This window comes from Stenotrophomonas sp. RIT309 (assembly GCF_000632045.1).
In the GTDB taxonomy this organism is placed as follows: domain Bacteria; phylum Pseudomonadota; class Gammaproteobacteria; order Xanthomonadales; family Xanthomonadaceae; genus Stenotrophomonas; species Stenotrophomonas indicatrix.
Genome location: NZ_JFYS01000023.1, coordinates 128,232 through 152,741 on the forward strand (window position 1 = coordinate 128,232; position 24,510 = coordinate 152,741).

Genomic DNA, 24,510 nt, shown 5'->3' on the forward strand with positions numbered 1-24,510 from the left:
GGCGGGGAAGGTCTATTATAGAAGACCCCGAGGGCTTGCCCCGGCTACACACTGTCCCGAAAAGTCGTGCCTGTCCAATTCCCCATCAAACTGGTCGACCGCCGCATGCTGGCGCCCTCCATCGGCCATTACCAGTTCGTGCGTGACGACGGCCAGCCGCTGGATTTCCAGCCCGGCCAGTTCATCCAGGTCCATTTCAGCTACGCCGATGGCACCGAAACCAAGCGCAGCTATTCGCTGGCGACCATCCACGACCACGCGCTGGGGCCAGGCGAGGCGGTGGATATCGCGGTCAGCTTCGTACCCGGTGGCGCCGCCACGGCGCTGTTCGAGGCGCTGGACATCGGCGGCCAGGTCAGCGCGTCCGGTCCCTACGGTCGGTTCTGCCTGAACCCCGGCGACCACAACGGCCGCTACCTGCTGATCGCCACCGGTACCGGCGTCACCCCGTACCGCTCGATGCTGCCGTTGCTGGCAACGGCGATGGCCGAGCGTGGCGTGCAGGTGGTCCTGCTGCAGGGCGCCCGCAGCCCGGGGGAACTGCTGTACAGCGAAGACTTCTACAGCTTCGCCGAAAAGTACCCGAACTTCCGTTATGTGCCTTGCCTGTCACGGGAACTGCCGGCCGAGCCGCACCCGGACGTACACCATGGCTATGTGCAGCAGGCGCTGGCGGCGTTCACGCCGGACCCGGCCACCGACATCGCCTACCTGTGCGGCAACCCGGACATGGTCGACGCCTGCGCCGAAGCGCTGAAGGCGGCGGGCCTGGGTAATCCGCAGATCCGCCGCGAGAAATACGTCAGCAGCAAGTAGTGCCGGCCGCTGGCCGGCAACCCCGCACACCGGAGGCGGCATCACGCCGCCCCCGGGACCATGCCTTAGTACGGCACCCACGCATCGCGCCAGGCCGAACCCACGCCCGGCCGGTAGGCCTCGGCGTTGACGTTGCACCACGCGCCTTCCGGGAACGGGCGGCAGGCGTACAGCTTGCCGTCGGTGCCCTTCACCACGGTCTCGCCGGGCTTGTAGCTGCCAAGTCCGGCCGGGTACACGAAGTCGTAGTCGCCACCCGGCGGTGGATCCACAGGATCGACCGGATCCGGAACGCGCGTGTCGAGCTGGAACCGATGACCCGGCTTCAGATAGACGCGGTTCTCGGTGGCCGAGGCGATCGGCCTGATCACACCATTGTCCATCACACCAACGCGCGCCTGCTGTGCACTGGCGTTGACCGCATGGGCCAGAGCCAGCGGCCACTGGTTCGCCGCAGTCTGGCCGGCGGCCAGGGTGATCTCCGGGCGCTCCAGATCGTTGCCTTGGGCGTTGAACACGCGCAGGGTCAGGGTGGTGCCCACTTCCAGCGCGCCGCGGGCGGTGACCGGACCGGCATCCTGCCATTGCGCTGGCGGCTCGACGCCGCCGCCTCCCTCGAAACGCACGTCCATGCAGGTATAGAAGGCCTCGGCCGAATCCGAGCGCTGCCAGGTGTTGTAGATCAGGTGCTGGCCGCTGCGCTGGGGCAGTGGGCAGTCCAGCTTGTAGACACCGCCCGCGGACAACGGGACGTCGCCCAGCGTGCAGAACTCCTGCAGGTCGGCCCAGCGCAGCGGGCTGCCCGGCTGCCAGCCATCGCGGGTGACGTAGAACTTCCATTCGCGGGTGGCATGCGGGGCAGAAGCAAGAAATTCAAAGGTGTAACGGCCGTTGCCATCGGCGCGGATCGGCGTGGTCGACCAATCGGACCGGTCCAGATCCAGGCCGCGGTACTTGCTGTTGCCACCGCTGCACAGCTCGCCGTCGGGAACGACTGCCTGGTGGTTGCCATTGGCATTGGCCTGGTTGATGCCGGCCCAGTCGTAGAAGGGCTGTGCGCCGCCGATGTCCTTGGCCGCAGCACAGGCGGGGTTGGTCGGCTGCTCTGGATTGCCCTGGTAGCAGGCGTACACCCGGCTGGTGGGTTTGGACATGGTGCCGTGTGCCAGCGCGCTGGCAGAGGCGCCCAGGCTGGCGATGGCAGCCACCGCGAGAGCAAGTCGATTGAGCGGTTGCATGATGGGGTCCTGTGGACGGTGGAAGGTCCAGCGAGTCTCCACACGATGCACAGCGCCAACCATTCAACGATTCCGAAAAGCTGCAGGCTGCGACGGGATGTGCAGTGCCTGCGCGAACGGGTTAACACTTCAAGCCGGACCCGCAGGCCTGCCTCTGCCCCATTGCAGAAGCGGGGCGGCACACGCGCGCCGCCCCCGCTCAGTCACTCAGTCACTCAGTACGGCACCCAGGCATCGCGCCAGGCCGAACCCACACCCGGCCGGTACGCCTCGGCATTGACGTTGCACCACGCGCCTTCCGGGAACGGGCGGCAGGCGTACAGCTTGCCGTCGCTGCTCTTCACCACGGTCTGCCCGGGCACGTAGCTGCCGATACCGGCCGGATACACATGGTCGAAATCACCGCCGGGTGACGGTGTACCCGGATCTGGCACCTTGGTGTCCAGCTGGAAGCGATTGCCATCCTTCAGGTACACGCGGTTGTCGGTGGCCGAGGCGGTGGGCGTGATCGCGCCGTTGCTGAGTACGCCGACGCGCGCATGCTGGGCACTGGCGTTGACCTTGCGCGCAAGCGCCAACGGCCACTGCGCCGGCGTGTTCTGGCCTGCGGCCAAGGTGGCTTCCACGCGTTCCACGTCGTTGCCGTTGGCATTGAACACACGCAGCGCCAGGGTGGTGCCCACCGGCAGCTCGGTACGTGCAGTCACCGGCCCGGCATCCTGCCACTGCGGCACCGGCGTGGTACCGCCGCCGCCTTCAAAGCGCACGTCCATGCAGGTATAGAACGCTTCGGTGGAATCGGCGCGCTGCCAGGTGTTGTAGATCACATGCTGGCCGCTGCGCTGCGGCAGCGTGCACTGCAGCTTGTAGGTGCCATCGGCCGACAGCGGCGTGTTGCCCAGCGAGCAGAATTCCTGCAGGTCGGCCCAGCGCAGCGGGCTGCCCGGTTGCCAGCCGGCGCGGGTGACGAAGAACTTCCAGTCGCGCGTAGCGTGCGGGGCGGTCGCCTTGAACACGAAGGTGAACCTGCCGTTCGCATCGGGCTGGATCGGTGTGGTCTGCCAGTCGCTGCGCTCCAGGTCCAGGCCGCGGAAGGTCGGGTTGTTGCCGCTGCACAGCTTGCCGTCGGGCACCACGGCCTGGTGGTTGCCGTTGGCGTTGGCCTGGTTGATGCCGTTCCAGTCGTAGAACGCCTGCGAGCCGGCCACTGCCTTGGCGGCCGCGCAGGCCGGGTTGGTGGGGTTCTCCGGGTTGCCCTGGAAGCAGGCATAGACGCGGCTGACCGGGGTGATCATCGTGCCGTGTGCAGCGGCGTTGCCGGCAACGCCAACACCGGCGCCAACGAAGACGGTGGCCAACAGCAATGGGGTGTATCGCAGAGACATGGCGCATCCTTGTGGTCGTCGAAGGGAGCGGTGACCGCAGCACCCACGCCGTATCGCGCGACGGACGATGAGCGGTACCGCCGCGAGTATCGAGCTGCAACACGCAGTGGGAAACCACGTCAATGCCGATCCGTGACTACGTGTGTGAAGCCCTTCCCGCAGGCTTCACGCCACACTGAACGAACACGCTGGCGGTCACGCCTGCGGCGCGGCGACGATCACGTTCCCGTGCAACGTCATTGCCGCGGGGGGGCCGACCCGATCCACCTGGCACGAAAAGCATCCATGTCCTGCGTTGTGCAGCTGCACGAAGGCCACCGTTGTATCGGCGAACAGCCGGTCCAGGTGCGTGGCAACCTCGGTGCCCTGGCAGACCAGGCCGCTCAGCATGAAGTCCGCGCTGTCATAGGCGCGCACCGAGATCAGCCGCCGCTGCACGTAGGCAGGTACCACGCCCGCTGGCAGCACGCAGCGGGTTGCACCGCGCTGCACGAAGATCGGGCCCGAGGCGCGGTATGGCGAATGCGTGGCCAGGTGTGTGTAGGGCAGCAGAAGCAGTTCTGCACCGGCAGGCGCGTCGGTCAGGCTGACCCTGCAGGGGTAGCCGCCGCTGTCGCCGGCGCGCCGGCGCACGATTCCCCGCGCGGCCAGCGCATCGTCGCTGGATTCGAAAAGCGCCTCGAACGGCTGGTGGTCGATGCCACTGAGTTGCCACGGATGCATGGAGTGTCTCCGGGTTCTGCGCGCATTCTGCCGGCGCCACGGGCCGCCTGCTCGCCATTTTCCGCCACCTGATCGCGCTGGCCGATACCGCCCTGTACCGGGCAAAGGCCGAGGGTCGCAATCGCCTGGTGGCCGTGCCGACGCCGGCCCAGGACATCCGCCTGTCGCCGCCAGCGTCCGGCGCGTGTAAGTTGGGTCACATTCGATTGGTCACATCTGCCGCGGCACACCGTCGTGGTGGACAGGAACATCCCCAGGGGAATTACGCACGATGCAAAGACACCATTTCGCGCGGGCCGGGTTGCTGGCCAGCATGCTGATTGCCGGCTGCAGTGCACCGCCGCAGGCAGGGTCCGACGGCGCGGGCGATACACCCAGCCGCCGCTACGGCCAGATCGATTTCCGCCCCTGCACGCTGGCCACCGAAGGCGCCAATGCCAACGTCGAGGCGCAGTGCGCGACGTTCCAGGTGCCCGAAGACCGGAGCAGGCCGGATGGCCGCAGGATCGATCTGCGCGTGGCCTGGCTGGAGTCGGGCAACAGCGGTTCGGGCCTGCCGGACCCGGTGTTCTTCCTGGCCGGCGGGCCTGGCCAGGCGGCCAGCGAGGTGGCCGTCATCGTCGATACGGCACTGCGCCAGGTGCGCAAGCAGCGCGACATTTTCCTGATCGACCAGCGCGGTACCGGCGGCTCCAATCCGCTCAGCTGCCTGGGCGCGGACGGCAAGGAGCTGCCGATGGATGAAGACGCTGCGCCCAGCGAGGCGCTGCTGCGCGAGTACGCGGAGCGCTGCGCTGCGTCGCTGAAGGGCCGTGCCGATCCGCGCTTCTATACCACCGCCGAAGCCATCGCCGATCTGGACGCGGTACGCCAGGCGCTGGGCGCCAACACGCTGAACCTGGTCGGTGGCTCGTACGGCACCCGCGTTGCCCAGCGCTACGCGGCCGCGTACCCGCAGCACACCCGCAGCATCGTGATCGATGGCGTGGTACCGAACGAGCTGGTGGTCGGCGGCGATTTCGCCACGACCTTCGACAACGCGATCACCCTGCAGTCCGAGCAGTGCCGCAAGGATGCTGTCTGCAGCAAGCGCTTCCCGGTCGACACCCGTGCGCAGCTGCGCAGCGTGGTGGAAACCCTGCGCCGCGCGCCGGTCACGGTCGACTACCGCGACCCCGGCACCAACGCACCGCGGCAGGACGTGCTGACCCCGGACAGCGTGGTCGGCCTGGCGTTCGCCTTCTCCTACGTACCGCAGTACTCCTCGCTGTTGCCGCTGGTGCTGGATGAAGCGGCACAGGGTCGCTATGCACCACTGGCGTCGCTGGCGCGCGGTGCGACCCGCAGCATGGATTTCCAGATCAACCGCGGCATGCAGTGGTCGGTGATCTGCAGCGAAGACGCTCCGCGCTACCAGGCGCCGGTCGAAAGCAGCGACAGCCTGGTCGGCCCGGAAGTGGCGCGCGCGTTCTTCGCCGCCTGCCCGGTGTGGCCGCACCAACCGGCTGCGGCGGCTGCGGCAGTGCCGCTGCACAGCGACCTGCCAGTGCTGCTGCTATCCGGCGAACTGGACCCGGTGACGCCGCCGCGTTACGCCGAGCAGGTGCTCAAGGGCCTGCCGAAGGGACGCGCGCTGGTTGCCCGCGGCCAAGGCCACGGCACCCTCACCGCCGGCTGCATGCCACGCCTGCTCGGCCAGTTCATCGACACCACCGATGCCAAGGCGCTGGATGCCAGCTGCCTGGACACGCTGAGCTACGTGCCGGCGTTCACCTCGTTCAACGGATGGGCCCCATGATCGTCGCCGACAACCTGCACAAGGCCTTCAATACCCGCACCGGTCGCATCCAGGCGGTGGCCGATGTCGGCTTCCGCGCCGAGGATGGCCGCATCACCGGCCTGCTCGGGCCGAACGGCGCCGGCAAGACCACCACCATGCGCATGCTGTACACGCTGATGACGCCCGATGAAGGCAGCATCACCGTCGATGGCATCGACGCGGCCCGCGATCCGGTGGAAGTGCGTCGCCACCTCGGCGTGCTGCCGGATGCACGTGGCGTCTACAAGCGGCTGACCGCACGCGAGAACATCGCCTACTTCGGCGAGCTGCATGGCCTGTCGGCGTCGCGCATCCGCGAACGCATCGAGGTGCTGTCGCATGCGCTGGACATGGCCGACATCCTCGATCGGCAGACCGATGGCTTCTCGCAGGGCCAGCGCACCAAGACCGCCATTGCCCGCGCATTGGTGCACGACCCGCGCAACGTGATCCTTGATGAACCCACCAACGGCCTGGACGTGATGACCACCCGCGCGCTGCGCCGCTTCCTGCTGGGCCTGCGCGAGGAAGGGCGCTGCGTGATCCTGTCCAGCCACATCATGCAGGAGGTCGGCGCGCTGTGTGACCACATCGTGATCATCGCCAAGGGTACGGTGATGGCCGCCGGCAGTGCCGATGAACTGCGCGCGCAGTCCGGCGAGCCCAACCTGGAGGATGCGTTCGTGAAACTGATCGGCAGCGAAGAGGGCCTGCACGCATGAGCATGATGTCGACCCTGATGACGGTGATGCGCAAGGAACTGCGCGACCTCTCGCGTGACCGCCGCACACTGCTGCTGACCCTGCTGTTCGGCCCCGTGCTGTACCCGCTGCTGATCCTGGGCATGGGCAAGCTGGCTGAAAGCCGCGTGCGCATCCAGATCGAACAGCCGCTGCAGATCCCGACCATCGGTGCGGAGAATGCGCCGAACCTGGTGCGCTTCCTGGCGGCGCAGGGATTGAACGCCGCGCCGGCACCGAAGGATCTGGCCGAAGCGATCCGCTCGCAGGAGATCGACGTCGCCCTGCGCATCAGCCCTGAGTTCGGCAAGGACTGGGCCGATGGCAAGCCCGCGCTGGTGGAAGTGATCCGTGACAGCACCCGTCGTGCCGCCGAAGTGCCCAGTGCGCGGCTGCAGGCGGCCCTGGCAACCTACAACGGCCAGGTTGGTGCGCTGCGACTGATGGCGCGTGGCGTCGACGCCCAGGTTGCACGACCGCTGGATGTGGCCACCCAGGACATGGCCAGTGCCGAGGCCAAGCGCGGCATGATGCTGTCGATGCTGCTGCCGGTGCTGCTGACGCTGACCTCGTTCATCGGTGGCGCCTACCTGGTGATGGATGCCACCGCCGGCGAGCGCGAACGGCAATCGCTGGAGCCGTTGCTGGCGACCCCGGGGTCGCGCAGTGCCATCGTCAGCGGCAAGATCGCCGCCGCCTGCGTGGTCGGCTTCGCCTCGTTGCTGCTGACCTTGATCGCGTTCAAGGCCAGCGCACAGATCGCGCCCGGCAACGTCGGCCGGCAGCTCAACATGAACATCGGCTCGATGCTGCAGATGCTGCTGGTGATGGTGCCGATGCTGCTGATCGGCACCTCGTTGCTGACCTTCCTCTCGGCCGCGGCCAAGAGCATGAAGGAAGCGCAGAGCCACATGACCTGGCTGGTGCTGCTGCCGATGCTGCCCGGCTACGCGCTGATGGCTTACCCGGTGAAGAGCGAGCTGTGGCAGTACGCGGTGCCGTTCCTGTCGCAGAACCAGATGCTGCTGAAGGTGATCCGCCACGAGGACATCAGCCCGACCATCTGGGCGATCTACCTCGGCGCCAGCCTGGCGCTGGCCGCCGTGCTGTGGTTCGCCGCCGTGCGCCGCTACCACAACGAGCGGCTGGCGATTTCCGGCTGAGTGGAGCCGGTAGCGCCGGGCCATGCCCGGCGGATGTGAAACGAGGCCCGGTCATGCCGGGCCTCGTGCATTTCAGCGCTGTGAAGCGTTTCCGTCTGCATACCGCGCCGGCGTCACTCCCATCTCGCGCTTGAATACCGCGATGAAAGCGCTGGGCGTGTCGTAGCCCAATGACAGCGCCACGGTAGTGACGGATTCACCGGCCAGCAATCGCGGCAGGGCCAGCAGCACGCGCAGGCGCTGCCGCCAGCGGGTCAGGGTCATGTTCGTTTCGGCCTGCCAGCGGCGGGCGAGGCTGCGACTGGACAGGCCGCTGGCGGCTGCCCAGTCCTCGACGGTGCGGGTGTCATGTGGCACACGTGCCAGGGCGGCGGCGATGCGGCGCAGGCGGCGGTCGCTGGGTTGCTGCAGCGCAAGTGGCAACGGCGTGCCTGCAGCGATCTCATCGGCGATCACCCCGGCCAAGCGCTGTTGCCGCGCATCCAACGCCTGCCCGCACCACTGCAGTGCCCGCGGCACCGCCACCTGCAGCAGGTCGCTGGGCTGGAAGATGCGCGGTGCGGGGGGCAGGTCCGCGCAGGCCTCCTTGCTGAAGTACAGGCTCCAGCCATCGAAGCTGCCGATGCTGGAAAGTGCATGCGGGTGCTGCGGCGGAAGCCACGCCACGTGCCCGGCCGGAAGCAGCCAGTGGGTGTCGCCCACCTCGATCCGCAACAGGCCGGTGTGGGCCCCCAGCAGTTGCCCGCGCGCGTGCTGGTGGCGGGCGGTGCGCCGTGAACCCGGCATCGCCAGCTGCGTGCCGAGCAGGGCCGGCCCGCCGCTGGCCTCAGCCAACGCAGGGTCGATCAGTGGTGTCTGGAATGTCTGTTCTGCCATATCCATTGGCAGTTATACGGCAGAACCGCCGGTGGCGAGCGTCGACACTGGGCGTCCACCTCCCAGGAGCACGCCATGCAGCCGCACGACATCCTTCCCGACCACCAGAACGAGGTGCAGGTGAGCGGCCTCACCGTACGCAAGGGCAGCGTCGGCGCCTTTCTCGCCACCGTGCGGGAGTGGCAGGACCCGGCCCGTGATGCCGACCTCCGTGCCGCCGCCGAAGCTGATCTGCGCGGCCTGCTGCCCGGGCTGCACGCGCTGGGCCTGTTCCAGGTGCTGACCGCGCGTGATCCTGCGCTGCAACGGTTGATCGACAGCGCAGCCTGAAACGCACAAGGCCCGGACATGCCGGGCCTTGCTCCAGAACCGCCGGGCGCGGCCCGGCGCTACCGCCTTGGGCATCAGCCGCCCGGTGCGAACACCAGCGTGCGGCGGGTGGTGACCGGGGCCGTGACCGGCTCGAAGCGCCAGCGCTTGACCGCGTTGAGGGCTTCGCGATCAAAGACACGCGATGGCGTGGCGCGCAGTACGCGCGCATTGGTCACCGAGCCGTCGGTGCCGACGGTGATCTCCACCAGGACTTCGCCGGAGGTACCCGAACGCAGTGCTTCGGCCGGGTAACGCGGGGCTGGCGTGCTGACCGGGCGCAGGCTTGGCGCAGCGGCGGTCGCGGCCTGGCGGGCGGCGTTGGCCTGCTGCGCAGCGGCCTGCTGCTGCTTCTGCTCGGCATCGCGACGCGCGGCAGCCTGGCGCTCGGCTTCCTGGCGCTCGCTGTCACGGCGGGCAACGTCCTGCTGCGCAGCAATCTGCTTGGCCGCTTCGGCTTCCTTGGCACGCTGTTCGGTCAGGCGCTGCTGCTCGGCCAGCTGCTTGGTGCGGTCTTCAGCGTCCTTCTTGACCTTCTCGGTCTCGTCTTCGGTGCGCTTGGCGGCAACCTGCACGCCCTTGGTCAGGCCTTCCTTCAGGCGCGGCAGGGCCGGGGCCGAGGCATCGACCTTTTCGATCAGGGCGACCAGCCGCTGCGCTTCAGTGAAATCCTCGCGGCCCAGATGCTGCTCGGCGGCGATCAGGGTGTAGGGCAGAAGATCGGTCAGCGCGCTCTTCACCGAGGCATCGTCCGGCGTCTTGTCGCGCAGTGCCAGGTAGTACTCGATGGCGTTGTCGCCGGCCGGGGCGTACATGCGGTTCTCGCGCAGTGCCTGGCTGGCCGATTCGCGCAGCTGCTCGGTACCCATCGACTGCACCTTGGCGGCCACTGCCGGTGCGGCTGGTGCTGCAGCGGCAGGGGCGGCGGCGCCCTGCGCGGCCGGAGCCGGTGTTTCATCCTTGCCCGAGCAGGCAGCCAGGGCCAAAGCCAGAGCGACCGGCAACCACCGGCGCGCGGCAGCGATCATTGCGACGTGCGACATCCTGCTCCCCTCTAAGAAGACGACGTTACGAAAAACGTAGATACGCATGGCCGGGACGCAAGGTCCGGGCGTGGCGGGGGACGTTTCCCAGCGTCACCGTCGCCTGTAGCGAGGGTGCAATCTAGCATCCCGGCCTCACCTGCGCACAAGGGCAGGCATAGCGGGCCGGTGGCGGCACAGGTACCGCCACCGGGATTGGGATCAATGGACGGCAGACTTGCCGTGGCTCTCAGCCTTGTCGTGGCTGCCGGACATCAGCTTGTCGGTCCACGCGATGCCGATGGCCGACAGGATGAACACGCAGTGGATGATGGTCTGCCAGAGGACGCCGTCGGCCGTCAGCATCGAGCAGCGCGCCACGCCGATGTTGGCGGCAGCCACGCTCATCTGCTCCGGGGTGCACAGAGGGATACCGCCCAGCGCGCCGGTGGCGATGAACGTCTTCAACAGATGGATCGAGGAGATGCCGATGATCGCCATCGCCAGCTTCACCTTCAGCACGCTGGCGTTGACGTGGCTCAGCCATTCCGGCTGGTCCGGGTGGCCTTCCAGGCGCAGGCGCGAGACGAAGGTTTCATAGCCGCCGACGATCACCATCACCAGCAGGTTGGAGATCATCACCACGTCGATCAGGCCCAGCACGATCAGCATGATCTGCTGCTCGCCCATCGACACCGAGTGCGAGATCAGGTGCCACAGTTCCTTGCCGAACAGGAACACATAGACGCACTGGGCAACGATCAAACCCAGGTACAGCGGCAGCTGCAGCCAGCGCGAGGCGAAGATCAGGGTGGACAGCGGGGAGAGCGGCGGACGGTTTGCACTCATGCGGAGGATGCTGCGTTTCGGGGGAGAGGCGAGGTTACCGGCCCGCCATGACGGTGCCAAGCCAACGCACGCACTAGACTTCAGGTTCCTTTCCGTACCCCAGAGCCGCCGCCATGATCGACCTGTATTACTGGCCTACCCCGAACGGCCACAAAGTGACCCTGCTGCTGGAAGAAGCCGGCCTGGAGTACCGCATCCATCCGGTCAACATCGGTTCGGGCGACCAGTTCAAGCCGGAATTCCTGGCCATTTCCCCCAACAACAAGATGCCGGCCATCGTCGACAACGCCCCGGCCGACGGCGGTGCCCCGCAGAGCGTGTTCGAGTCCGGTGCGATCCTGCTGTACCTGGCCGAGAAGACCGGCCGCTTCCTGCCAGCCGACCCACGTGGCCGCGTCACCACCCTGGAATGGCTGTTCTGGCAGATGGCCGGGCTGGGCCCGATGAGCGGGCAGATGGGCCACTTCAATGTATACGCGCCGGAGAAGATCCCGTACGCGATCGAGCGCTACGACAATGAAGTGCGCCGCCTGCACGGGGTGATGGACAAGCGCCTGGCCGAGCACGCCTTCCTGGCCGGCGAGGAGTACACCATCGCCGACATGGCCAGCTACCCGTGGGTTGGCGCCTACGACAAGCTGCCGGCGGACTTCGACGCGTTCCCGAACCTCAAGCGCTGGCACCAGGCCATCGCCGCCCGCCCGGCGACCCAGCGCGCCTATGCGCTGCGCCAGCAGGTCAACCCGGACGCGGGCAAGCCGCTCAGCGACGAAGAGCGCAGGCACCTGTTCGGCAAGCGCTGAGGATTCAGCGCAGGCCGCTGCGCTCGCCGGGCATGGCCCGGCGCTACCCAGCCCGCCAACGGTAGCGCCGGGCCATGCCCGGCGGATGTGCTTTGCTCGGTCCCTGCCATGGGCAGAAGGTCATGCTGTCTTCCAGCACCGGCTTGGTTAGGATGGAGGCTGACCGTCCCGCGCCTGTCGCGGTGGCGGACCTGCCGTTTGCCGGGACCCTCCATGCGCCATCTGTTCGCCTCGCTCGCCCTCATGCTTGCCACCAGTACAGTCGCCCACGCTGAAAAACTCACCCTGGAAGCCATCACCGGTCCGCTGCCGTTGTCCGGCCCGACCCTGATGAAGCCGAAGGTGGCGCCGGATGGTTCGCGCGTGACCTTCCTGCGCGGCAAGGACAGCGACCGCAACCAGCTGGACCTGTGGAGCTATGACATCGGCAGCGGCCAGACCCGCCTGCTGGTGGATTCGAAGGTGGTGCTGCCCGGCACCGAAACCCTCAGCGACGAGGAAAAGGCCCGCCGCGAGCGCCAGCGCATCGCCGCCATGACCGGCATCGTCGACTACCAGTGGTCGCCGGACGCGCAGCGCCTGCTGTTCCCGCTGGGCGGCGAGCTGTACCTGTACGACCTCAAGCAGGAAGGCAAGGCTGCGGTGCGCCAGCTGACCCACGGCGAAGGCTTTGCCACCGACGCCAAGCTGTCGCCCAAGGGCGGCTTCGTCAGCTTCATCCGCGGCCGCAACCTGTGGGTGATCGACCTGGCCAGCGGAAAGCAGATGCAGCTGACCGGTGATGGCAGCACGACCATCGGCAACGGTATCGCCGAATTCGTCGCCGACGAAGAGATGGATCGCCATACCGGTTACTGGTGGGCACCCGACGATTCGGCCATCGCCTACGCCCGCATCGATGAAAGCCCGGTGCCGGTGCAGAAGCGTTACGAGGTCTATGCCGACCGCACCGATGTGATCGAACAGCGCTACCCGGCCGCCGGCGATGCCAACGTGCAGGTGAAGCTGGGCGTGATCTCGCCGGCCGAACATGCGCAGACGCAGTGGATCGACCTTGGCAAGGAACAGGACATCTACCTGGCCCGCGTCGATTGGCGCGATCCGCAGCACCTGAGCTTCCAGCGCCAGTCGCGCGACCAGAAGAAGCTCGACCTGGTGGAAGTCACCCTGGCCTCGAACCAGCAGCGCGTGCTGGCCCACGAGACCAGCCCGACCTGGGTGCCGCTGCACAACAGCCTGCGTTTCCTCGATGACGGCAGCGTGCTGTGGTCGTCCGAGCGCACTGGCTTCCAGCATCTGTACCGCATCGACAGCAAGGGCAAGGCCACCGCGCTGACCCACGGCAACTGGTCGGTGGATGAACTGCTGGCGGTCGATGAAAAGGCCGGCCTGGCGTACTTCCGTGCCGGCATCGAATCGGCGCGCGAAAGCCAGATCTACGCCGTCCCGCTGCAGGGTGGCCAGCCGCAGCGCCTGTCGAAGGCGCCAGGCATGCACAGCGCCAGCTTCGCGCGCAACGCCAGCGTGTACGTGGACAGCTGGTCCAACAACAGCACGCCGCCGCAGATCGAACTGTTCCGCGCCAATGGCGAGAAGATCGCCACCCTGGTCGAGAACGATCTGGCCGATCCCAAGCATCCGTATGCACGCTACCGCGACGCGCAGCGCCCGGTCGAATTCGGCACGCTCACCGCGGCCGACGGCAGGACGCCGCTGAACTACAGCGTGATCAAGCCGGCAGGCTTTGATCCGGCCAAGCGCTATCCGGTGGCGGTGTACGTGTATGGCGGCCCGGCCAGCCAGACCGTCACCGACAGCTGGCCTGGCCGTGGCGACCATCTGTTCAACCAGTACCTGGCCCAGCAGGGCTATGTGGTGTTTTCGCTGGACAACCGCGGTACCCCGCGCCGCGGCCGTGACTTCGGTGGCGCGCTGTATGGCAAGCAGGGCACGGTGGAAGTGGCCGACCAGCTGCGCGGCGTGGCCTGGCTGAAGCAGCAGCCGTGGGTGGACCCGGCGCGCATCGGCGTGCAGGGCTGGTCCAACGGCGGCTACATGACCCTGATGCTGCTGGCCAAGGCGTCGGACAGCTACGCCTGTGGCGTGGCCGGCGCACCGGTCACCGATTGGGGCCTGTACGACAGCCACTACACCGAGCGCTACATGGACCTGCCGTCGCGCAACGACGCCGGTTACCGCGAAGCACGCGTGCTGACCCACATCGAGGGCCTGCGCTCGCCGCTGCTGCTGATCCACGGCATGGCCGACGACAACGTGCTGTTCACCAATTCGACCAGCCTGATGAGCGCGCTGCAGAAGCGCGGCCAGCCGTTTGAACTGATGACCTACCCCGGTGCCAAGCACGGCCTGTCCGGTGCCGACGCACTGCATCGCTACCGCGTTGCCGAAGCTTTCCTGGGGCGTTGCCTGAAACCTTGATCATCATCCGGGAAGGAGCCCGCCCATGACCCTGCCGCCGCCGATTCCTGCGCCCTCCACCCTGGCTTCCGGCTGGTGGTGCCGGCATTGGCGTTGGGCGATGCCGTTGGCGGTGCTGCTGTTCCTGGCCGCACTGGGCGGCGCCATCGCCTGGAGCCTGCTGCGCTGGACCGAGGCCGCGCACGACAGTGCGCCGATGCGCGAGGCCATGCGCCGCGCCGGCTGCAGCGTCGAACTGGTGCAGGTGTTCGGGGAACCGCTGCAGGCCGGCACGCTGCCGCTGGGCAGCATGCAGACCGCCATCAACGGCGAGCGCGACGTTGGCCTGACCGTGGCGCTGGAAGGACCGCATGCGCACGGCCGCCTGTTCGTGAAGGGCACCCGCAGCGACGACGTGTGGGATTACCCGGTGATGTACGTGCTGGCCGAAGACAAGCAGACCTTCGACCTGAGCGCGCTGGATGATGCCGAGGCGGCCGGCGAATGCGAACTGCAGGCCTGTCGCGATCGTGGCGAATGCGCGCTGACGGCAGCGTTGTAGATGGCGTGACCTCCGGCCGATTGTCGCCACCGCCGTGAGCGCGTAGGGTGCGGGCAACCCTGTCCTGGAGTGCTCCATGAAGCCGATCGCGCTTGCCGTCGCCCTGGCCCTGACCGCCGCCCCGCTGCTGTCGGCCCCACCGGCCCTGGCCGCACCGGCCGCCAAGGCCTCCACGCCGGCCAGCCCGGCCTGGGTCGCGCGCAGCAACGCGCTGGCGCAGATCCTGTTGGACGCCCAAGGCCCGTTCCAGCCCGAGGAGACCGGCTTCTTCGGCGTGCCCGGCTATGACGACAAGGTCGCCGACCTCGGCCCGGACAACGACCAGCGCTACCGCGCCGCGATGGCCAAGGCCCGCGACGAACTGAAGGCCAAGCTGGCCAGCGAGAAGGATCCCAACGTCCGCCAGGACCTGGAGATCATGATCGCCGCCGCCAACCAGAGCATCGAAGGCAGCGAGCTCAACCAGAAGTACCTGCTGCCGTGGCGTGATGCGCCGCAGAGCGTGTTCAGCGGCCTCAACCTGCTGCTGTCCGACCAGGTGCCGGCCGAGCGCCGGGCCAAGGCGGTCGATCGCCTCAAGGCGTATGCGGGCCTGCAGCCGGGCGGCACCGCGTTCACCACGCTGGCCCGCCAGCGTTACGAAGAGCGGTTGAAGGACAGCACGCTGCTGCAGCCGACGAAGATCGAAGTGCAGCAGTCGCTGGACAACGTCGAGACCTACATCACCGGCATCGAGTCGTTGCTGAAGAAGTACCAGGTCGCTGGTGCCGACGAGGCGATGAAGGCGCTTGCCGCACAGATGAAGGACTACGCTGCATGGACCCGCAAGGAGGTGCTGCCGAAGGCACGTGCCGATGCGCGCCTGCCGGCTCCGTTGTACGCCTATCAGCTCAAGCAGGTCGGCATTGATATCGACCCGAAGCTGCTGATGCAGCGCGCGCAGCTGGAGTTCATGGAAACCCGCTCGGCGATGCGCCAGCTGGCGCCGCTGGTGGTGAAAGAGAAGGGCCTGAAGGTCAGTGATCCGAGCGACCCGGTGGCGGTGATCCGCGCGCTGAAGGGCGAGAAGATTGCCGATGACCAGCTTGAAGGCCACTACCGCAAGGTGATCGATGCCATCGATCCGTTGATCCGCGAACACCGCATCGTCGACGTGCCGCAGCGCGCGATGCAGATGCGCCTGGGCTCGGCCGCCGAAAGCGCTGCCAGCCCGGCACCGCACTTCCTGCCTGCGCCGCTGGTCAACAACACCGGGCAGCAGGGCACCTTCGTGCTGCCGCTGGGCAACCCGGCTGCCGGTGCGGGTGCGCAGTACGACGACTTCAACTTCGGTTCGGCGGCCTGGACGCTGAGCGCGCATGAAGGCCGCCCGGGCCACGAGCTGCAGTTCACCGCGATGGTCGAGCGTGGCGTGTCGCTGGCGCGCACGATGTTCGCGTTCAATTCGGTGAACGTGGAAGGCTGGGCGCTGTATGCCGAGGCGGAGATGGTGCCGTACGAGCCGCTGCACGGGCAGATGATCGCGCTGCAGTTCCGCCTGCTGCGTGCCGCCCGCGCGATGCTGGACCCGATGCTCAATCTCGGCCTGACCGACCGTGCCAACGGCGAGCGCGTGCTGATCGAGCAGGTGGGTCTGTCCAAGGCGATGGCCACCCAGGAACTGGACCGTTACATGGTGCGCATGCCGGGCCAGGCGGGCAGCTACTTCTACGGCTACACCCGCATCCTCGAACTGCGCATGCAGACCGAGCTGGCACTGGGCGCGAAGTTCGACCGCCTGGCGTTCAACAACTTCCTGCTCGACCAGGGCCTGTTGCCGCCGGACCAGCTGGCCGAAGCCGTGCAGCAGCAGTTCGTCCCGAAATACAGGAAGAACTGACCGGTAGTGCCGGCCGCTGGCCGGCATTGCCTTTGCCTGCGGTTGCCGGCCAGCGGCCGGCACTACCGCCACGTCAGCGCTGCGGGGTGATCGTCTGCGTCGGCAGGCGTGCCGGCGGCGCCGGATCCGGTACCCAGATCGCCACGCCGGCGGCGCGCTTCTGCGTCGTCGGTATGCCGATGCCCACGCCGCCGCCCACGTGCGAACCGTAACTGCCGGCACCCACCGACATGCCGACCGGCGAGCCACTGCTGCCCACGCCCATCAGGATCACGCCGTTGGCACCCAGTGCCGCCGCTTCGCGCTTGAGGCGAGCCACGGCGGCATCGGTCTGGCCCTGCGTGCCGAAGCCCACCGCCGAAGACGATTCCAGCTGGGCGATTTCCTGCGAACCGGCGGGCGGCGTCGAATAGATCTGCACCTGGGACGGATCGATCGGCGCGCGGGCGCGGCCCAGCATGACCTTGGAGGTACTGGCGCAACCGGCAACGGTCAGCAGCATGGCCGCCAAGGCGACCCAACGGATGTTCATGGCGTATACCCCTGTAGGACTGGTTCGGATCATCAGCCGGGCACTCTGAATCGGCGCCAACATCGGGGCTCGACCCATGGCCGCACGCTAGCACGGGGCCGGTGAGGCTGACGGCAACGGCGGTAGGCGGCGCTGCCGGGAACGGCTATGGTTGGCGCATGAACAACCACGGGAGGGCGCTATGGGTGTGATCAGTCTGTTGTGGGGCGTGCTGGCGCTGCTGTGGATGATCCTGGCGTTGATACCGCTGCTGGGCTGGGGCAACTGGTTCCTGATCCCGTTCGCCGCGGTCGGCGCGATCATCGCCGCGCTCGGCATCCTGTTCACCCACCCCAGCAAGCGCGGCCGGGCGTGGACCGGGCTGATCCTGAACGGCATCGTGGTGGTGGTCGGCATCCTCCGCCTGGGGCTGGGCGGCGGCGTGATCTGAGCCGGCCGGGCCGGTGCGACCGGGCGTCGCAGGGACACGGCCGCCGGCCGGGCAGGGAGTAGAATGGGCGGCTGCGCGAGCCCCCCGCGTGCCTGTCGAACCGCGCCCTGCGCGGCTGCTCCCATGATCATTCGTTCCCGTCCCCACGGCTGGCAACTGCTGTACATCCTGCGTGGCTCGATCGTTCCGGCCATCGCGCCGAAGGTGCTGGCCATCCTCGTCCTGTCCATCGCGGTCGCCGCGGTGGTGGAAATGGCGCCGCCGATCGGCATCGAGCGCGTCTCGGTCACCCCGTTCACCCTGCTCGGCCTGGTCCTGTCGATCTTCCTCAGCTTCCGCAACAGCGCCTGCTACGACCGCTGGTGGGAGGGCCGCAAGCTGTGGGGCCAACTGGTGTTTGAATCGCGCTCGCTGGCGCGGCAGGTACAGGTGCTGCTGGCCGATGACGCACCGCGCCGCCAGCGCATCGGCTACCTGACCACCGCCTTCGCCCATGCACTGGCCGCGCGCCTGCGCGCCCGCGACGTCGCGCTGGCGGCGGTGCCATGGCTGGACGAGGAACAGCGCGGGCAGCTCGCCCAGCGCGGGAACGTGCCCGATGCGTTGCTGGCGATGATCGCCGCCGAACTGGCCCAGGCCCGTCGCGCCGGCACGCTCGATTCCATTCTTTATGTCCAGCTGGAAGAGCGCCTGCACGCGATGTCCTCGATCCAGGCTGGCTGCGAACGCATCCTGACCACCCCGCTGCCGTTCGCCTACACCCTGCTGCTGCACCGCTGCGCGTGGATGTTCTGCGTGCTGCTGCCGTTCGGCCTGGCCAGCTCGCTGGGCTGGGCCACGCCGGTGCTGTCGGCGGTGCTGGCCTACGCCTTCTTCGGCCTGGACCAGCTGGGTGAAGAAATGGAAGACCCGTTCGGCCTGGAGCCGAACGACCTGCCGCTGGACGCGCTGGTGCGCACCATCGAGATCGACCAGCTCGACGCCCTCGGCGAACGCCCGTTGCCCGCACCCCTGCTGCCGCAGGGCTACCTGTTGCAATAGCCACTCCCCGGAGCCTGCCATGCCTCATCCCCATTACCGCCCGCGGCGCATGCGCCATGACGAATTCTCGCGCCGCCTGATGCGCGAGAACACGCTGACCACCAACGACCTGATCTATCCGGTGTTCGTGCACGAACCGGCCGGTCGCGTGGCGGTGCCGTCGATGCCGGGCGTGGAGCGGCTGTCGATCGAAGAGCTGCTGAAGGTGGCCGAGGAAGCGCTGGAACTGGGCATCCCGGTGATCGACCTGTTCCCGGTGCTGGATGCCTCGCAGAAGTCGCTGGACGCCTCGGCGGCGTGGGCCGAGGACGGCCTGGCGCAGCGTGCGATCCGCGCGCTGAAGTCGCGCTTCCCGGAGCTGGGGGTGATGACCGACGTGGCCCTGGATCCGTACACCACGCACGGCCAGGACGGCATCATCGATGACAAGGGCTACGTGCTCAACGACATCACCGTCGAAGCGCTGGTCAAGCAGTCGTTGTCGCATGCCGAGGCAGGCGCGGACATCATTTCGCCGTCAGACATGATGGATGGCCGCATCGGTGCGATCCGTCGTGCGTTGGACGCCGACCACCACCTCAACGTGCGCATCATGGCCTACTCGGCCAAGTACGCGTCGGCGTTCTACGGTCCGTTCCGCGATGCGGTGGGCAGTGCGGCAAGCCTCGGCAAGGCCGACAAGAAGACCTACCAGATGGACCCGGCCAATGGTGACGAGGCGATGCGCGAGATCGCCCTGGACCTGGAGGAGGGCGCGGACATGGTGATGGTCAAGCCGGGCATGCCGTACTTGGACCTGGTGCGGCGGGTGAAGGAAACCTTCGGGGTTCCGACCTTCGCTTACCAGGTCAGTGGCGAGTACGCGATGATGAAGGCGGCGTTCGCCAACGGCTGGCTGGACGAGCGCGCCTGCGTGCTGGAATCGCTGCTGGGCTTCAAGCGTGCCGGCGCCGATGGCGTGCTGACCTATTTCGCGCCGCAGGTGGCGCGTTGGCTGCGCGAGCGCTGACAATAGCGCCCACGACGGACGGAGGAACACGCGATGGGACCTGAAATGGGTTGGATGCAATGGTTGATCTGGGGCACCGGTACGCTGGTGTTCGGGGCCATCATCGTCGGCGTGTTCGTTGCTGCCTGGCGCGCCGCGCGGCGCCCGCCGGAGCAGCTCTCCGCTGCGGCCCGGGTTGCCCGCGAGCAGGCCGTGCCGGAAAGCGTGCAGGCCGAACTGGCCGCACTGAACCGGCGCAAGGACAACGGCCAGCTCAGCGAAGCGGAGTACGAACAGCAGCGCGCGAAGGTGCTGTCGCGCTGAGCGCCGTGGCCCGGGACCCGGGCCATCCACGCATGGCGTGGATCTACTGGTAGCCGCCAACCTTGGTTGGCGGTTTTGTTTCTGTGCCGACCAAGGTCGGCACCTACCGGAGCGGGGGGGGGGGCGGTCGGTATCCACCGAACCATCATCCACGCATGGCGTGGATCTACTGCATGCACGCGGGCACTGCCGCCACCTTCGGCACGGCCAGCCGGTATACATCCACGCCACCGGCGCGGGGCGACTTCGCCGCACTGCTGGCCACCATCATTTCGCCCGGCTTGGCGTTGTCGACCATCGGCGCACCGGTCCAGCCGCCGGCCTGGTTGAACGACAGTCCGATCGGCTGCAGCGCAGCGCCCGTCCATGCACAACCGCTGGTCCAGACCTGCGCGGTGTCACCCCTGCCCCGGCTGAAGGCCACCGCGCCAGCGCTGCCCAGCCAGTCGCCATCGGTTTCATCGGCGGGGCTGTTCAATGCCTGCAATGCCGTCGCCGGGCCTCGCACGCCCTGCGCGTCCAACGAGGCCACGAACAGGTCCCAGCCGGCACCACGGCCCTGCTGGCGGGAAAACAGCAGCTGTCGCCCGTCCGCGCTCAATGCCGGCCCGCGCTCTTCATGGCGGCCACCATCGCCTGCCAGCGCTTGCGGCGCCCCCACGCTGCCATCGGCGGCGATCGCCGCCCGGTACAGCCCCGACCGGCCCTCGCGGCCTGCGGCGAACAGCAGCCAGCGGCCATCGCGGCTGAAATACGGATCGCGCACCTCGCCGGACACCGCCAGCGGCAACGCCTGCGCCTGCTGCCAGCGGCCGTCGACCACGCGCGCCTGCCACAGCCCCCAGCCGGCCTCGCCACGGCGGGCGAAGACGATGCGCTGGCCATCGGCGCTGATCGTGGCCCGGCCTTCATCGGCACGGGTGGAGACCACGCCCATGCCTTCGATGCCGTACTCGTTCAACGCCATCGCCACCGGGGCAGAGAGTAGACTGGCGGCGAGCACCAGCAGGGTCGGGGCGATACGCATCATCCAGGTCCATGCACGAAAGAGCACCAGTCTAGCCAGCTTGAGGATTCCATGACCGATCGTTACGCCGTCTTCGGACACCCCGTCGCCCACTCGAAGTCGCCGCAGATCCATGCGGCGTTCGGTCGCCAGGAAGGCATCTCCCTCGACTACCGCAGCATCGATCTCGCCCCGGACGCATTCCTGGTCGGGCTGGAGGCGTTCGCCTCCGAAGGCGGTGTCGGTGCCAACGTCACTTCACCGCACAAGGAAGCGGCGTTCTCGGTGTGCACTACGCTGACCGCACGCGCGCGCCGCGCCGGCTCGGTCAATACCCTGCTGCGCAAGGGCGACCGCTGGCACGGTGACACCACCGATGGCATCGGCCTGGTGCGCGACCTCACCGACCGCCACAGCCTGGACCTGCGCGGCCGCCGCGTGCTGCTGCTGGGTGCCGGTGGTTCGGCGCGCAGCGTCGCTCCGGCGCTGCTGGATGCCGGCATCACCGAACTGGTGGTGGTCAACCGCACGCCGGAACGTGCCGATGAACTGATCGATGCCATGGGCGAGCCGGGCCGCGCGCTCAGCCGCTACTGGGACGATCTGCGCGACCTCGGTGATTTCGAACTGATCCTCAACGCCACCTCGGCCGGCCGCGATCGCGACGCCGAGTTCAAGCTGCCGCTGTCGCTGGTCAATTCGATGACCACGGCCGTCGACCTGAACTACGGCGAGGCCGCCATCGCCTTCCTGGCCTGGGCGCGCGCCGCGCAGTGCCGCAACACGGTCGATGGCCTGGGCATGCTGGTCGAGCAGGCGGCGGAGAGCTTCCTGCAGTGGCATGCCGTACGCCCGCAGACCGACGAGGTCTACCAGCAGCTGCGCGCCGGTGCCGGCGCCTTCGCCGGGCAGGACTGATCGATGGATACCCAGGCTCTGATGGTCTCCCTGCTGACCATGGTCGGCGTGCGCCTGCCGGTGCTGATTGCCCTGTGCGTCGGCCTGGTCTGGGTGATGGGCGCGCCGCGCGATCCGGCACGTACCGGCGCGCTGACCGGCCTGCTGCTGTTGCTGGCGTCCAGCATGGGCAGCCTGCTGGCCAACCTGGTGCCGATGTGGATGGTCAGCAACGGTGACTTCGGCGCGATCTCGCAGCTGAGCACCGTGCTGGGCGTGGTGCACTTCGGCCTGGCGATGCTGGATGCCGTCGGCACGGTCCTGCTGGTCTGGGCACTGGTACGGTTGCTGCGGCAGCGCACCGCTACACCCTGACTCCGATGGCGGCCTTGGCCGCGTCGGTAGCGTTGCGGGGCGCGCATCCAGCCATCGCGCGACGCGGCTGACCCTGTTCAGCGCCTGCGCCTCGGAGCCCGTGGCCGGCCATGCGACAATGGCCGGCCTGACCCCGCTACGGTAGTTCTGGCGTGACCGAAACCGTCGCCGCTCCACGCAAGCTCGATGACACCTTGAAGGACGCGATCCGCAAGGCGTACACGACGCTGCAGGCCAACACCCCCGGCTTCTCCACCCGCCGCTCGCAGAGCCAGATGATCGGCGTGGTGTCGCGTGCGCTGTCCACCAGCGGTGGCGTGGGCGTGGTCGAAGCGCCGACCGGCGTTGGCAAGAGCCTGGGCTACCTGACCGCCGGGGTGCCGATTGCCCTGGCCAGCAAGAAGAAGCTGGTGATCAGCACCGGTACCGTGGCGCTGCAGTCGCAGCTGGTCGAGCGCGATATTCCGAACTTCCTCAAGGCCACCGGCCTGGAGGCGACCGTTGCCCTGGCCAAGGGCCGCACCCGCTACCTGTGCACGCGCAACGCCGCCGAGGCGCACGGCGAGGGCGCGCAGAACGGCATGTTCGAGGACGAGCAGCCGCTGTTCGACCGCCCGCTGGCGCCGATCGAGATGGACATCGCCAAGCGCCTCACCGTGGCCTTCACCAGCGGCAGCTGGGACGGCGACATCGACAACGCACCGGAAACCATCAGTCCTGGCCTGCGCAGCCGCATCACCACCCCGGCCTCAGGCTGCGCGGGGCGACGCTGCGCGTACTCGGCGCAGTGCGCGGTGCTGCGCTCGCGCAACACCGTGCGCGATGCGCAGATCGTGGTCACCAACCACGCGCTGCTGCTGTCGGCGCTGTCCATTGGTGACAGCGACAACGGCCAGCCGATGATCGCCGCGCCGTCGGACATGCTGCTGGTGCTCGACGAAGGCCACCACGTGGGCAACGTGGCCATCGACCAGGGCGCGGCCAGCCTGGCATTGGATGAAATGGCCAAGCGCACCGGCCGCCTGCAGATCCTGATCGCCGGTGCCTACCGCGCGGTCGACAAGGATCGCCTCGGCAACCTTCTGCCGAACGAAGCCATCGACGCGGCCAGCAACGTGGCCAAGGGTCTGCGTGCGTTCCGCGACCACGTCGAGGCGGTATGGATGCCGGCGCCGGCCGACGAGGAGCCGATGTGGCGCGCGGCCAACGGACGCCTGCCCGAGGCCTGGCGCGAGCCGATCGAGGCGCTGGCCGACGATACCCGCAGCCTCTACAACTGGGCGCACGCCGCCACCGCGCAGGTCGCCAAGGGCAAGCCGGACGATCCGGTGCGCGAGCGCCTGCAGCGCAACCTCGGCATGGCGCTGGAGATGATCGAGCAGCAGTACAACCTGTGGCAGGTCTGGCGCCGCGAGGACAAGGAAGGCGCGCCCCCGATGGCACGCTGGGTGACCGCCACCCGCGATGGCGACCTGGTGCTGCATGGCTCGCCGGTGTCGGCCGCGCACGTGCTGCGCAAGCTGTTGTGGGATGAAGTGGATTCGGTGGTGATGACCTCGGCGACGCTGACCGGTGGCGGCGACTTCCAGGCGCTGGCGATCGACAACGGCATCCCCGAAACCGCCGAGATGGTCTCGCTGTCCTCGCCGTTCGACCTGCCCAACCAGGCCGAGCTGATCGTGCCGCCGTTCCCGGTCACGCCCGATGACCGCGAAGGCCATCCGCGCGAAGTGGCGCGCTACATCGGCAAGGAACTGGACTGGACGAAGGGCTCGATGGTGCTGTTCACCTCGCGCTGGAAGATGGAGAAGGTGGCGGGCCTGATGCCGGCCGCCAAGCGCAAGCAGGTGCTGGTGCAGGGCGAGATGTCGAAGACGCGCATGATCGATGAACACCTGCGCCGTGTCGCCGCCGGCGAGGGTTCGGTGCTGTTCGGGCTGAACTCGTTCGGCGAAGGCCTGGATCTTCCCGGTGAGGCCTGCACCACGGTGGTGATCACCCAGGTGCCGTTCGCGGTGCCGACCGATCCGCAGACCGCCACCCTGAGCGAATGGGTGGAAGCGCGTGGGCTCAATGCGTTCAACCTGATCGCGATCCCGCATGCGCTGCGCACGCTGACCCAGTTCGCCGGCCGCCTGATCCGCACCTCCACCGACACCGGGCGGGTGATCATCCTCGACTCGCGCCTGCTGACCCGCCGTTACGGCAAGCGCATCATCGACGCGCTGCCGCCGTTCAAGCGCACCATCGGCTGA

The 24,510-nt window shown here is 68.0% G+C and carries 24 protein-coding genes; 16 read left to right on the forward strand and 8 right to left on the reverse strand.

The window, feature by feature from the left end:
- Window positions 1–66 precede the first annotated feature (66 nt).
- Window positions 67–816, forward strand: a complete 750-nt coding sequence (locus BW38_RS07195) for a ferredoxin--NADP reductase (protein ID WP_081794578.1) — start codon at window positions 67–69, stop codon at window positions 814–816.
- Window positions 817–881: 65 nt separating this feature from the next.
- On the opposite strand, the gene BW38_RS07190 is transcribed toward BW38_RS07195, so the two are convergent.
- The 3 genes from BW38_RS07190 to BW38_RS07180 form a co-directional block, all read right to left on the reverse strand.
- A complete protein-coding gene (locus BW38_RS07190; RefSeq protein WP_032976834.1) occupies window positions 882–2,054 on the reverse strand; it encodes a lytic polysaccharide monooxygenase in 1,173 nt (390 codons plus the stop codon).
- Window positions 2,055–2,269: 215 nt separating this feature from the next.
- Window positions 2,270–3,439 (reverse strand): lytic polysaccharide monooxygenase, encoded by a 1,170-nt coding sequence (locus tag BW38_RS07185; protein WP_032976835.1) that lies wholly within the window; start codon window positions 3,437–3,439, stop codon window positions 2,270–2,272.
- Between the two features lie 195 nt (window positions 3,440–3,634).
- Window positions 3,635–4,162, reverse strand: coding sequence for a DUF1203 domain-containing protein (locus BW38_RS07180; RefSeq protein ID WP_032976836.1), 528 nt, complete (start codon window positions 4,160–4,162; stop codon window positions 3,635–3,637).
- Between the two features lie 271 nt (window positions 4,163–4,433).
- Between BW38_RS07180 and BW38_RS07175 the strand changes: the two genes are divergently transcribed.
- Genes BW38_RS07175 through BW38_RS07165 form a run of 3 tightly spaced genes read left to right on the forward strand, consistent with a single transcriptional unit; the run spans window position 4,434 to window position 7,884 of the window.
- On the forward strand, window positions 4,434–5,960 hold the full coding sequence (locus BW38_RS07175) for an alpha/beta hydrolase (RefSeq protein ID WP_032976837.1): 1,527 nt from the start codon (window positions 4,434–4,436) through the stop codon (window positions 5,958–5,960).
- Window positions 5,957–6,703: an ATP-binding cassette domain-containing protein gene (locus tag BW38_RS07170; RefSeq protein ID WP_025877565.1), complete on the forward strand. Its 747-nt coding sequence runs from the start codon at window positions 5,957–5,959 to the stop codon at window positions 6,701–6,703. The genes BW38_RS07175 and BW38_RS07170 overlap by 4 nt, the downstream gene beginning before the upstream one ends.
- Complete coding sequence (locus BW38_RS07165; protein ID WP_025877563.1) at window positions 6,700–7,884, forward strand: ABC transporter permease; 1,185 nt, start codon at window positions 6,700–6,702, stop codon at window positions 7,882–7,884. The genes BW38_RS07170 and BW38_RS07165 overlap by 4 nt, the downstream gene beginning before the upstream one ends.
- 72 nt (window positions 7,885–7,956) lie before the next feature.
- Here the strand turns inward: BW38_RS07165 and BW38_RS07160 are convergent, their stop codons facing one another.
- Window positions 7,957–8,760: a helix-turn-helix transcriptional regulator gene (locus BW38_RS07160; RefSeq protein ID WP_032976838.1), complete on the reverse strand. Its 804-nt coding sequence runs from the start codon at window positions 8,758–8,760 to the stop codon at window positions 7,957–7,959.
- Window positions 8,761–8,835: 75 nt separating this feature from the next.
- Here BW38_RS07160 and BW38_RS07155 point away from each other — a divergent pair, with 75 nt between their 5' ends.
- Complete coding sequence (locus BW38_RS07155; RefSeq protein WP_032976839.1) at window positions 8,836–9,090, forward strand: hypothetical protein; 255 nt, start codon at window positions 8,836–8,838, stop codon at window positions 9,088–9,090.
- A gap of 74 nt (window positions 9,091–9,164) precedes the next feature.
- Here BW38_RS07155 and BW38_RS07150 read toward each other — a convergent pair whose 3' ends face one another.
- Window positions 9,165–10,172: an energy transducer TonB gene (locus BW38_RS07150; protein WP_025877557.1), complete on the reverse strand. Its 1,008-nt coding sequence runs from the start codon at window positions 10,170–10,172 to the stop codon at window positions 9,165–9,167.
- 201 nt (window positions 10,173–10,373) lie between these two features.
- Window positions 10,374–11,000 (reverse strand): TIGR00645 family protein, encoded by a 627-nt coding sequence (locus tag BW38_RS07145; protein ID WP_032976840.1) that lies wholly within the window; start codon window positions 10,998–11,000, stop codon window positions 10,374–10,376.
- 113 nt (window positions 11,001–11,113) lie between these two features.
- Here BW38_RS07145 and BW38_RS07140 point away from each other — a divergent pair, with 113 nt between their 5' ends.
- The 4 genes from BW38_RS07140 to BW38_RS07130 all read left to right on the forward strand — a co-directional run bounded on the left by BW38_RS07140 (window position 11,114) and on the right by BW38_RS07130 (window position 16,662).
- On the forward strand, window positions 11,114–11,803 hold the full coding sequence (locus BW38_RS07140) for a glutathione binding-like protein (RefSeq protein ID WP_032976841.1): 690 nt from the start codon (window positions 11,114–11,116) through the stop codon (window positions 11,801–11,803).
- Window positions 11,804–12,016: 213 nt separating this feature from the next.
- Window positions 12,017–14,242, forward strand: coding sequence for a DPP IV N-terminal domain-containing protein (locus BW38_RS0120780; RefSeq protein WP_032976842.1), 2,226 nt, complete (start codon window positions 12,017–12,019; stop codon window positions 14,240–14,242).
- A 25-nt stretch (window positions 14,243–14,267) separates the two neighbouring features.
- The gene (locus BW38_RS07135; protein ID WP_032976843.1) at window positions 14,268–14,783 is read left to right on the forward strand and encodes a cytochrome c oxidase assembly factor Coa1 family protein; all 516 of its coding nucleotides are present in this window, start codon (window positions 14,268–14,270) and stop codon (window positions 14,781–14,783) included.
- 76 nt (window positions 14,784–14,859) lie between these two features.
- The gene (locus tag BW38_RS07130; protein ID WP_032976844.1) at window positions 14,860–16,662 is read left to right on the forward strand and encodes a DUF885 domain-containing protein; all 1,803 of its coding nucleotides are present in this window, start codon (window positions 14,860–14,862) and stop codon (window positions 16,660–16,662) included.
- Window positions 16,663–16,735: 73 nt separating this feature from the next.
- On the opposite strand, the gene BW38_RS07125 is transcribed toward BW38_RS07130, so the two are convergent.
- Complete coding sequence (locus tag BW38_RS07125) at window positions 16,736–17,194, reverse strand: hypothetical protein (RefSeq protein WP_025877548.1); 459 nt, start codon at window positions 17,192–17,194, stop codon at window positions 16,736–16,738.
- Between the two features lie 181 nt (window positions 17,195–17,375).
- Here BW38_RS07125 and BW38_RS07120 point away from each other — a divergent pair, with 181 nt between their 5' ends.
- The 4 genes from BW38_RS07120 (at window position 17,376) to BW38_RS07105 (ending at window position 19,977) form a co-directional block, all read left to right on the forward strand.
- On the forward strand, window positions 17,376–17,624 hold the full coding sequence (locus BW38_RS07120) for a hypothetical protein (protein ID WP_032952021.1): 249 nt from the start codon (window positions 17,376–17,378) through the stop codon (window positions 17,622–17,624).
- Window positions 17,625–17,747: 123 nt separating this feature from the next.
- The gene (locus BW38_RS07115) at window positions 17,748–18,665 is read left to right on the forward strand and encodes a bestrophin family ion channel (protein ID WP_032976845.1); all 918 of its coding nucleotides are present in this window, start codon (window positions 17,748–17,750) and stop codon (window positions 18,663–18,665) included.
- Between the two features lie 19 nt (window positions 18,666–18,684).
- The gene (gene hemB / locus BW38_RS07110; RefSeq protein ID WP_032976846.1) at window positions 18,685–19,674 is read left to right on the forward strand and encodes a porphobilinogen synthase; all 990 of its coding nucleotides are present in this window, start codon (window positions 18,685–18,687) and stop codon (window positions 19,672–19,674) included.
- 33 nt (window positions 19,675–19,707) lie between these two features.
- Complete coding sequence (locus BW38_RS07105; protein WP_025877541.1) at window positions 19,708–19,977, forward strand: SHOCT domain-containing protein; 270 nt, start codon at window positions 19,708–19,710, stop codon at window positions 19,975–19,977.
- Between the two features lie 166 nt (window positions 19,978–20,143).
- Here BW38_RS07105 and BW38_RS07100 read toward each other — a convergent pair whose 3' ends face one another.
- Window positions 20,144–21,007, reverse strand: a complete 864-nt coding sequence (locus tag BW38_RS07100) for a PD40 domain-containing protein (RefSeq protein WP_032976847.1) — start codon at window positions 21,005–21,007, stop codon at window positions 20,144–20,146.
- A 48-nt stretch (window positions 21,008–21,055) separates the two neighbouring features.
- Between BW38_RS07100 and aroE the strand changes: the two genes are divergently transcribed.
- From aroE to dinG, 3 genes are all read left to right on the forward strand, one after another.
- Window positions 21,056–21,901, forward strand: a complete 846-nt coding sequence (gene aroE / locus BW38_RS07095; protein ID WP_032976848.1) for a shikimate dehydrogenase — start codon at window positions 21,056–21,058, stop codon at window positions 21,899–21,901.
- A 3-nt stretch (window positions 21,902–21,904) separates the two neighbouring features.
- Window positions 21,905–22,255, forward strand: a complete 351-nt coding sequence (locus BW38_RS07090) for a hypothetical protein (protein WP_032976849.1) — start codon at window positions 21,905–21,907, stop codon at window positions 22,253–22,255.
- Between the two features lie 152 nt (window positions 22,256–22,407).
- A complete protein-coding gene (gene dinG, locus BW38_RS07085) occupies window positions 22,408–24,510 on the forward strand; it encodes an ATP-dependent DNA helicase DinG (RefSeq protein ID WP_032976850.1) in 2,103 nt (700 codons plus the stop codon).

What these genes read in the sequence shown, in the direction of transcription:
- BW38_RS07190 (WP_032976834.1), bottom strand. Translation starts at nt 2,054, where the DNA reads ATGCAACCGCTCAATCGACTTGCTCTCGCGGTGGCTGCCATCGCCAGC.
- BW38_RS07185 (WP_032976835.1), bottom strand. Translation starts at nt 3,439, where the DNA reads ATGTCTCTGCGATACACCCCATTGCTGTTGGCCACCGTCTTCGTTGGC.
- BW38_RS07180 (WP_032976836.1), bottom strand. Translation starts at nt 4,162, where the DNA reads ATGCATCCGTGGCAACTCAGTGGCATCGACCACCAGCCGTTCGAGGCG.
- BW38_RS07175 (WP_032976837.1), top strand. Translation starts at nt 4,434, where the DNA reads ATGCAAAGACACCATTTCGCGCGGGCCGGGTTGCTGGCCAGCATGCTG.
- BW38_RS07170 (WP_025877565.1), top strand. Translation starts at nt 5,957, where the DNA reads ATGATCGTCGCCGACAACCTGCACAAGGCCTTCAATACCCGCACCGGT.
- BW38_RS07165 (WP_025877563.1), top strand. Translation starts at nt 6,700, where the DNA reads ATGAGCATGATGTCGACCCTGATGACGGTGATGCGCAAGGAACTGCGC.
- BW38_RS07160 (WP_032976838.1), bottom strand. Translation starts at nt 8,760, where the DNA reads ATGGCAGAACAGACATTCCAGACACCACTGATCGACCCTGCGTTGGCT.
- BW38_RS07155 (WP_032976839.1), top strand. Translation starts at nt 8,836, where the DNA reads ATGCAGCCGCACGACATCCTTCCCGACCACCAGAACGAGGTGCAGGTG.
- BW38_RS07150 (WP_025877557.1), bottom strand. Translation starts at nt 10,172, where the DNA reads ATGTCGCACGTCGCAATGATCGCTGCCGCGCGCCGGTGGTTGCCGGTC.
- BW38_RS07145 (WP_032976840.1), bottom strand. Translation starts at nt 11,000, where the DNA reads ATGAGTGCAAACCGTCCGCCGCTCTCCCCGCTGTCCACCCTGATCTTC.
- BW38_RS07140 (WP_032976841.1), top strand. Translation starts at nt 11,114, where the DNA reads ATGATCGACCTGTATTACTGGCCTACCCCGAACGGCCACAAAGTGACC.
- BW38_RS0120780 (WP_032976842.1), top strand. Translation starts at nt 12,017, where the DNA reads ATGCGCCATCTGTTCGCCTCGCTCGCCCTCATGCTTGCCACCAGTACA.
- BW38_RS07135 (WP_032976843.1), top strand. Translation starts at nt 14,268, where the DNA reads ATGACCCTGCCGCCGCCGATTCCTGCGCCCTCCACCCTGGCTTCCGGC.
- BW38_RS07130 (WP_032976844.1), top strand. Translation starts at nt 14,860, where the DNA reads ATGAAGCCGATCGCGCTTGCCGTCGCCCTGGCCCTGACCGCCGCCCCG.
- BW38_RS07125 (WP_025877548.1), bottom strand. Translation starts at nt 17,194, where the DNA reads ATGAACATCCGTTGGGTCGCCTTGGCGGCCATGCTGCTGACCGTTGCC.
- BW38_RS07120 (WP_032952021.1), top strand. Translation starts at nt 17,376, where the DNA reads ATGGGTGTGATCAGTCTGTTGTGGGGCGTGCTGGCGCTGCTGTGGATG.
- BW38_RS07115 (WP_032976845.1), top strand. Translation starts at nt 17,748, where the DNA reads ATGATCATTCGTTCCCGTCCCCACGGCTGGCAACTGCTGTACATCCTG.
- hemB (WP_032976846.1), top strand. Translation starts at nt 18,685, where the DNA reads ATGCCTCATCCCCATTACCGCCCGCGGCGCATGCGCCATGACGAATTC.
- BW38_RS07105 (WP_025877541.1), top strand. Translation starts at nt 19,708, where the DNA reads ATGGGACCTGAAATGGGTTGGATGCAATGGTTGATCTGGGGCACCGGT.
- BW38_RS07100 (WP_032976847.1), bottom strand. Translation starts at nt 21,007, where the DNA reads ATGATGCGTATCGCCCCGACCCTGCTGGTGCTCGCCGCCAGTCTACTC.
- aroE (WP_032976848.1), top strand. Translation starts at nt 21,056, where the DNA reads ATGACCGATCGTTACGCCGTCTTCGGACACCCCGTCGCCCACTCGAAG.
- BW38_RS07090 (WP_032976849.1), top strand. Translation starts at nt 21,905, where the DNA reads ATGGATACCCAGGCTCTGATGGTCTCCCTGCTGACCATGGTCGGCGTG.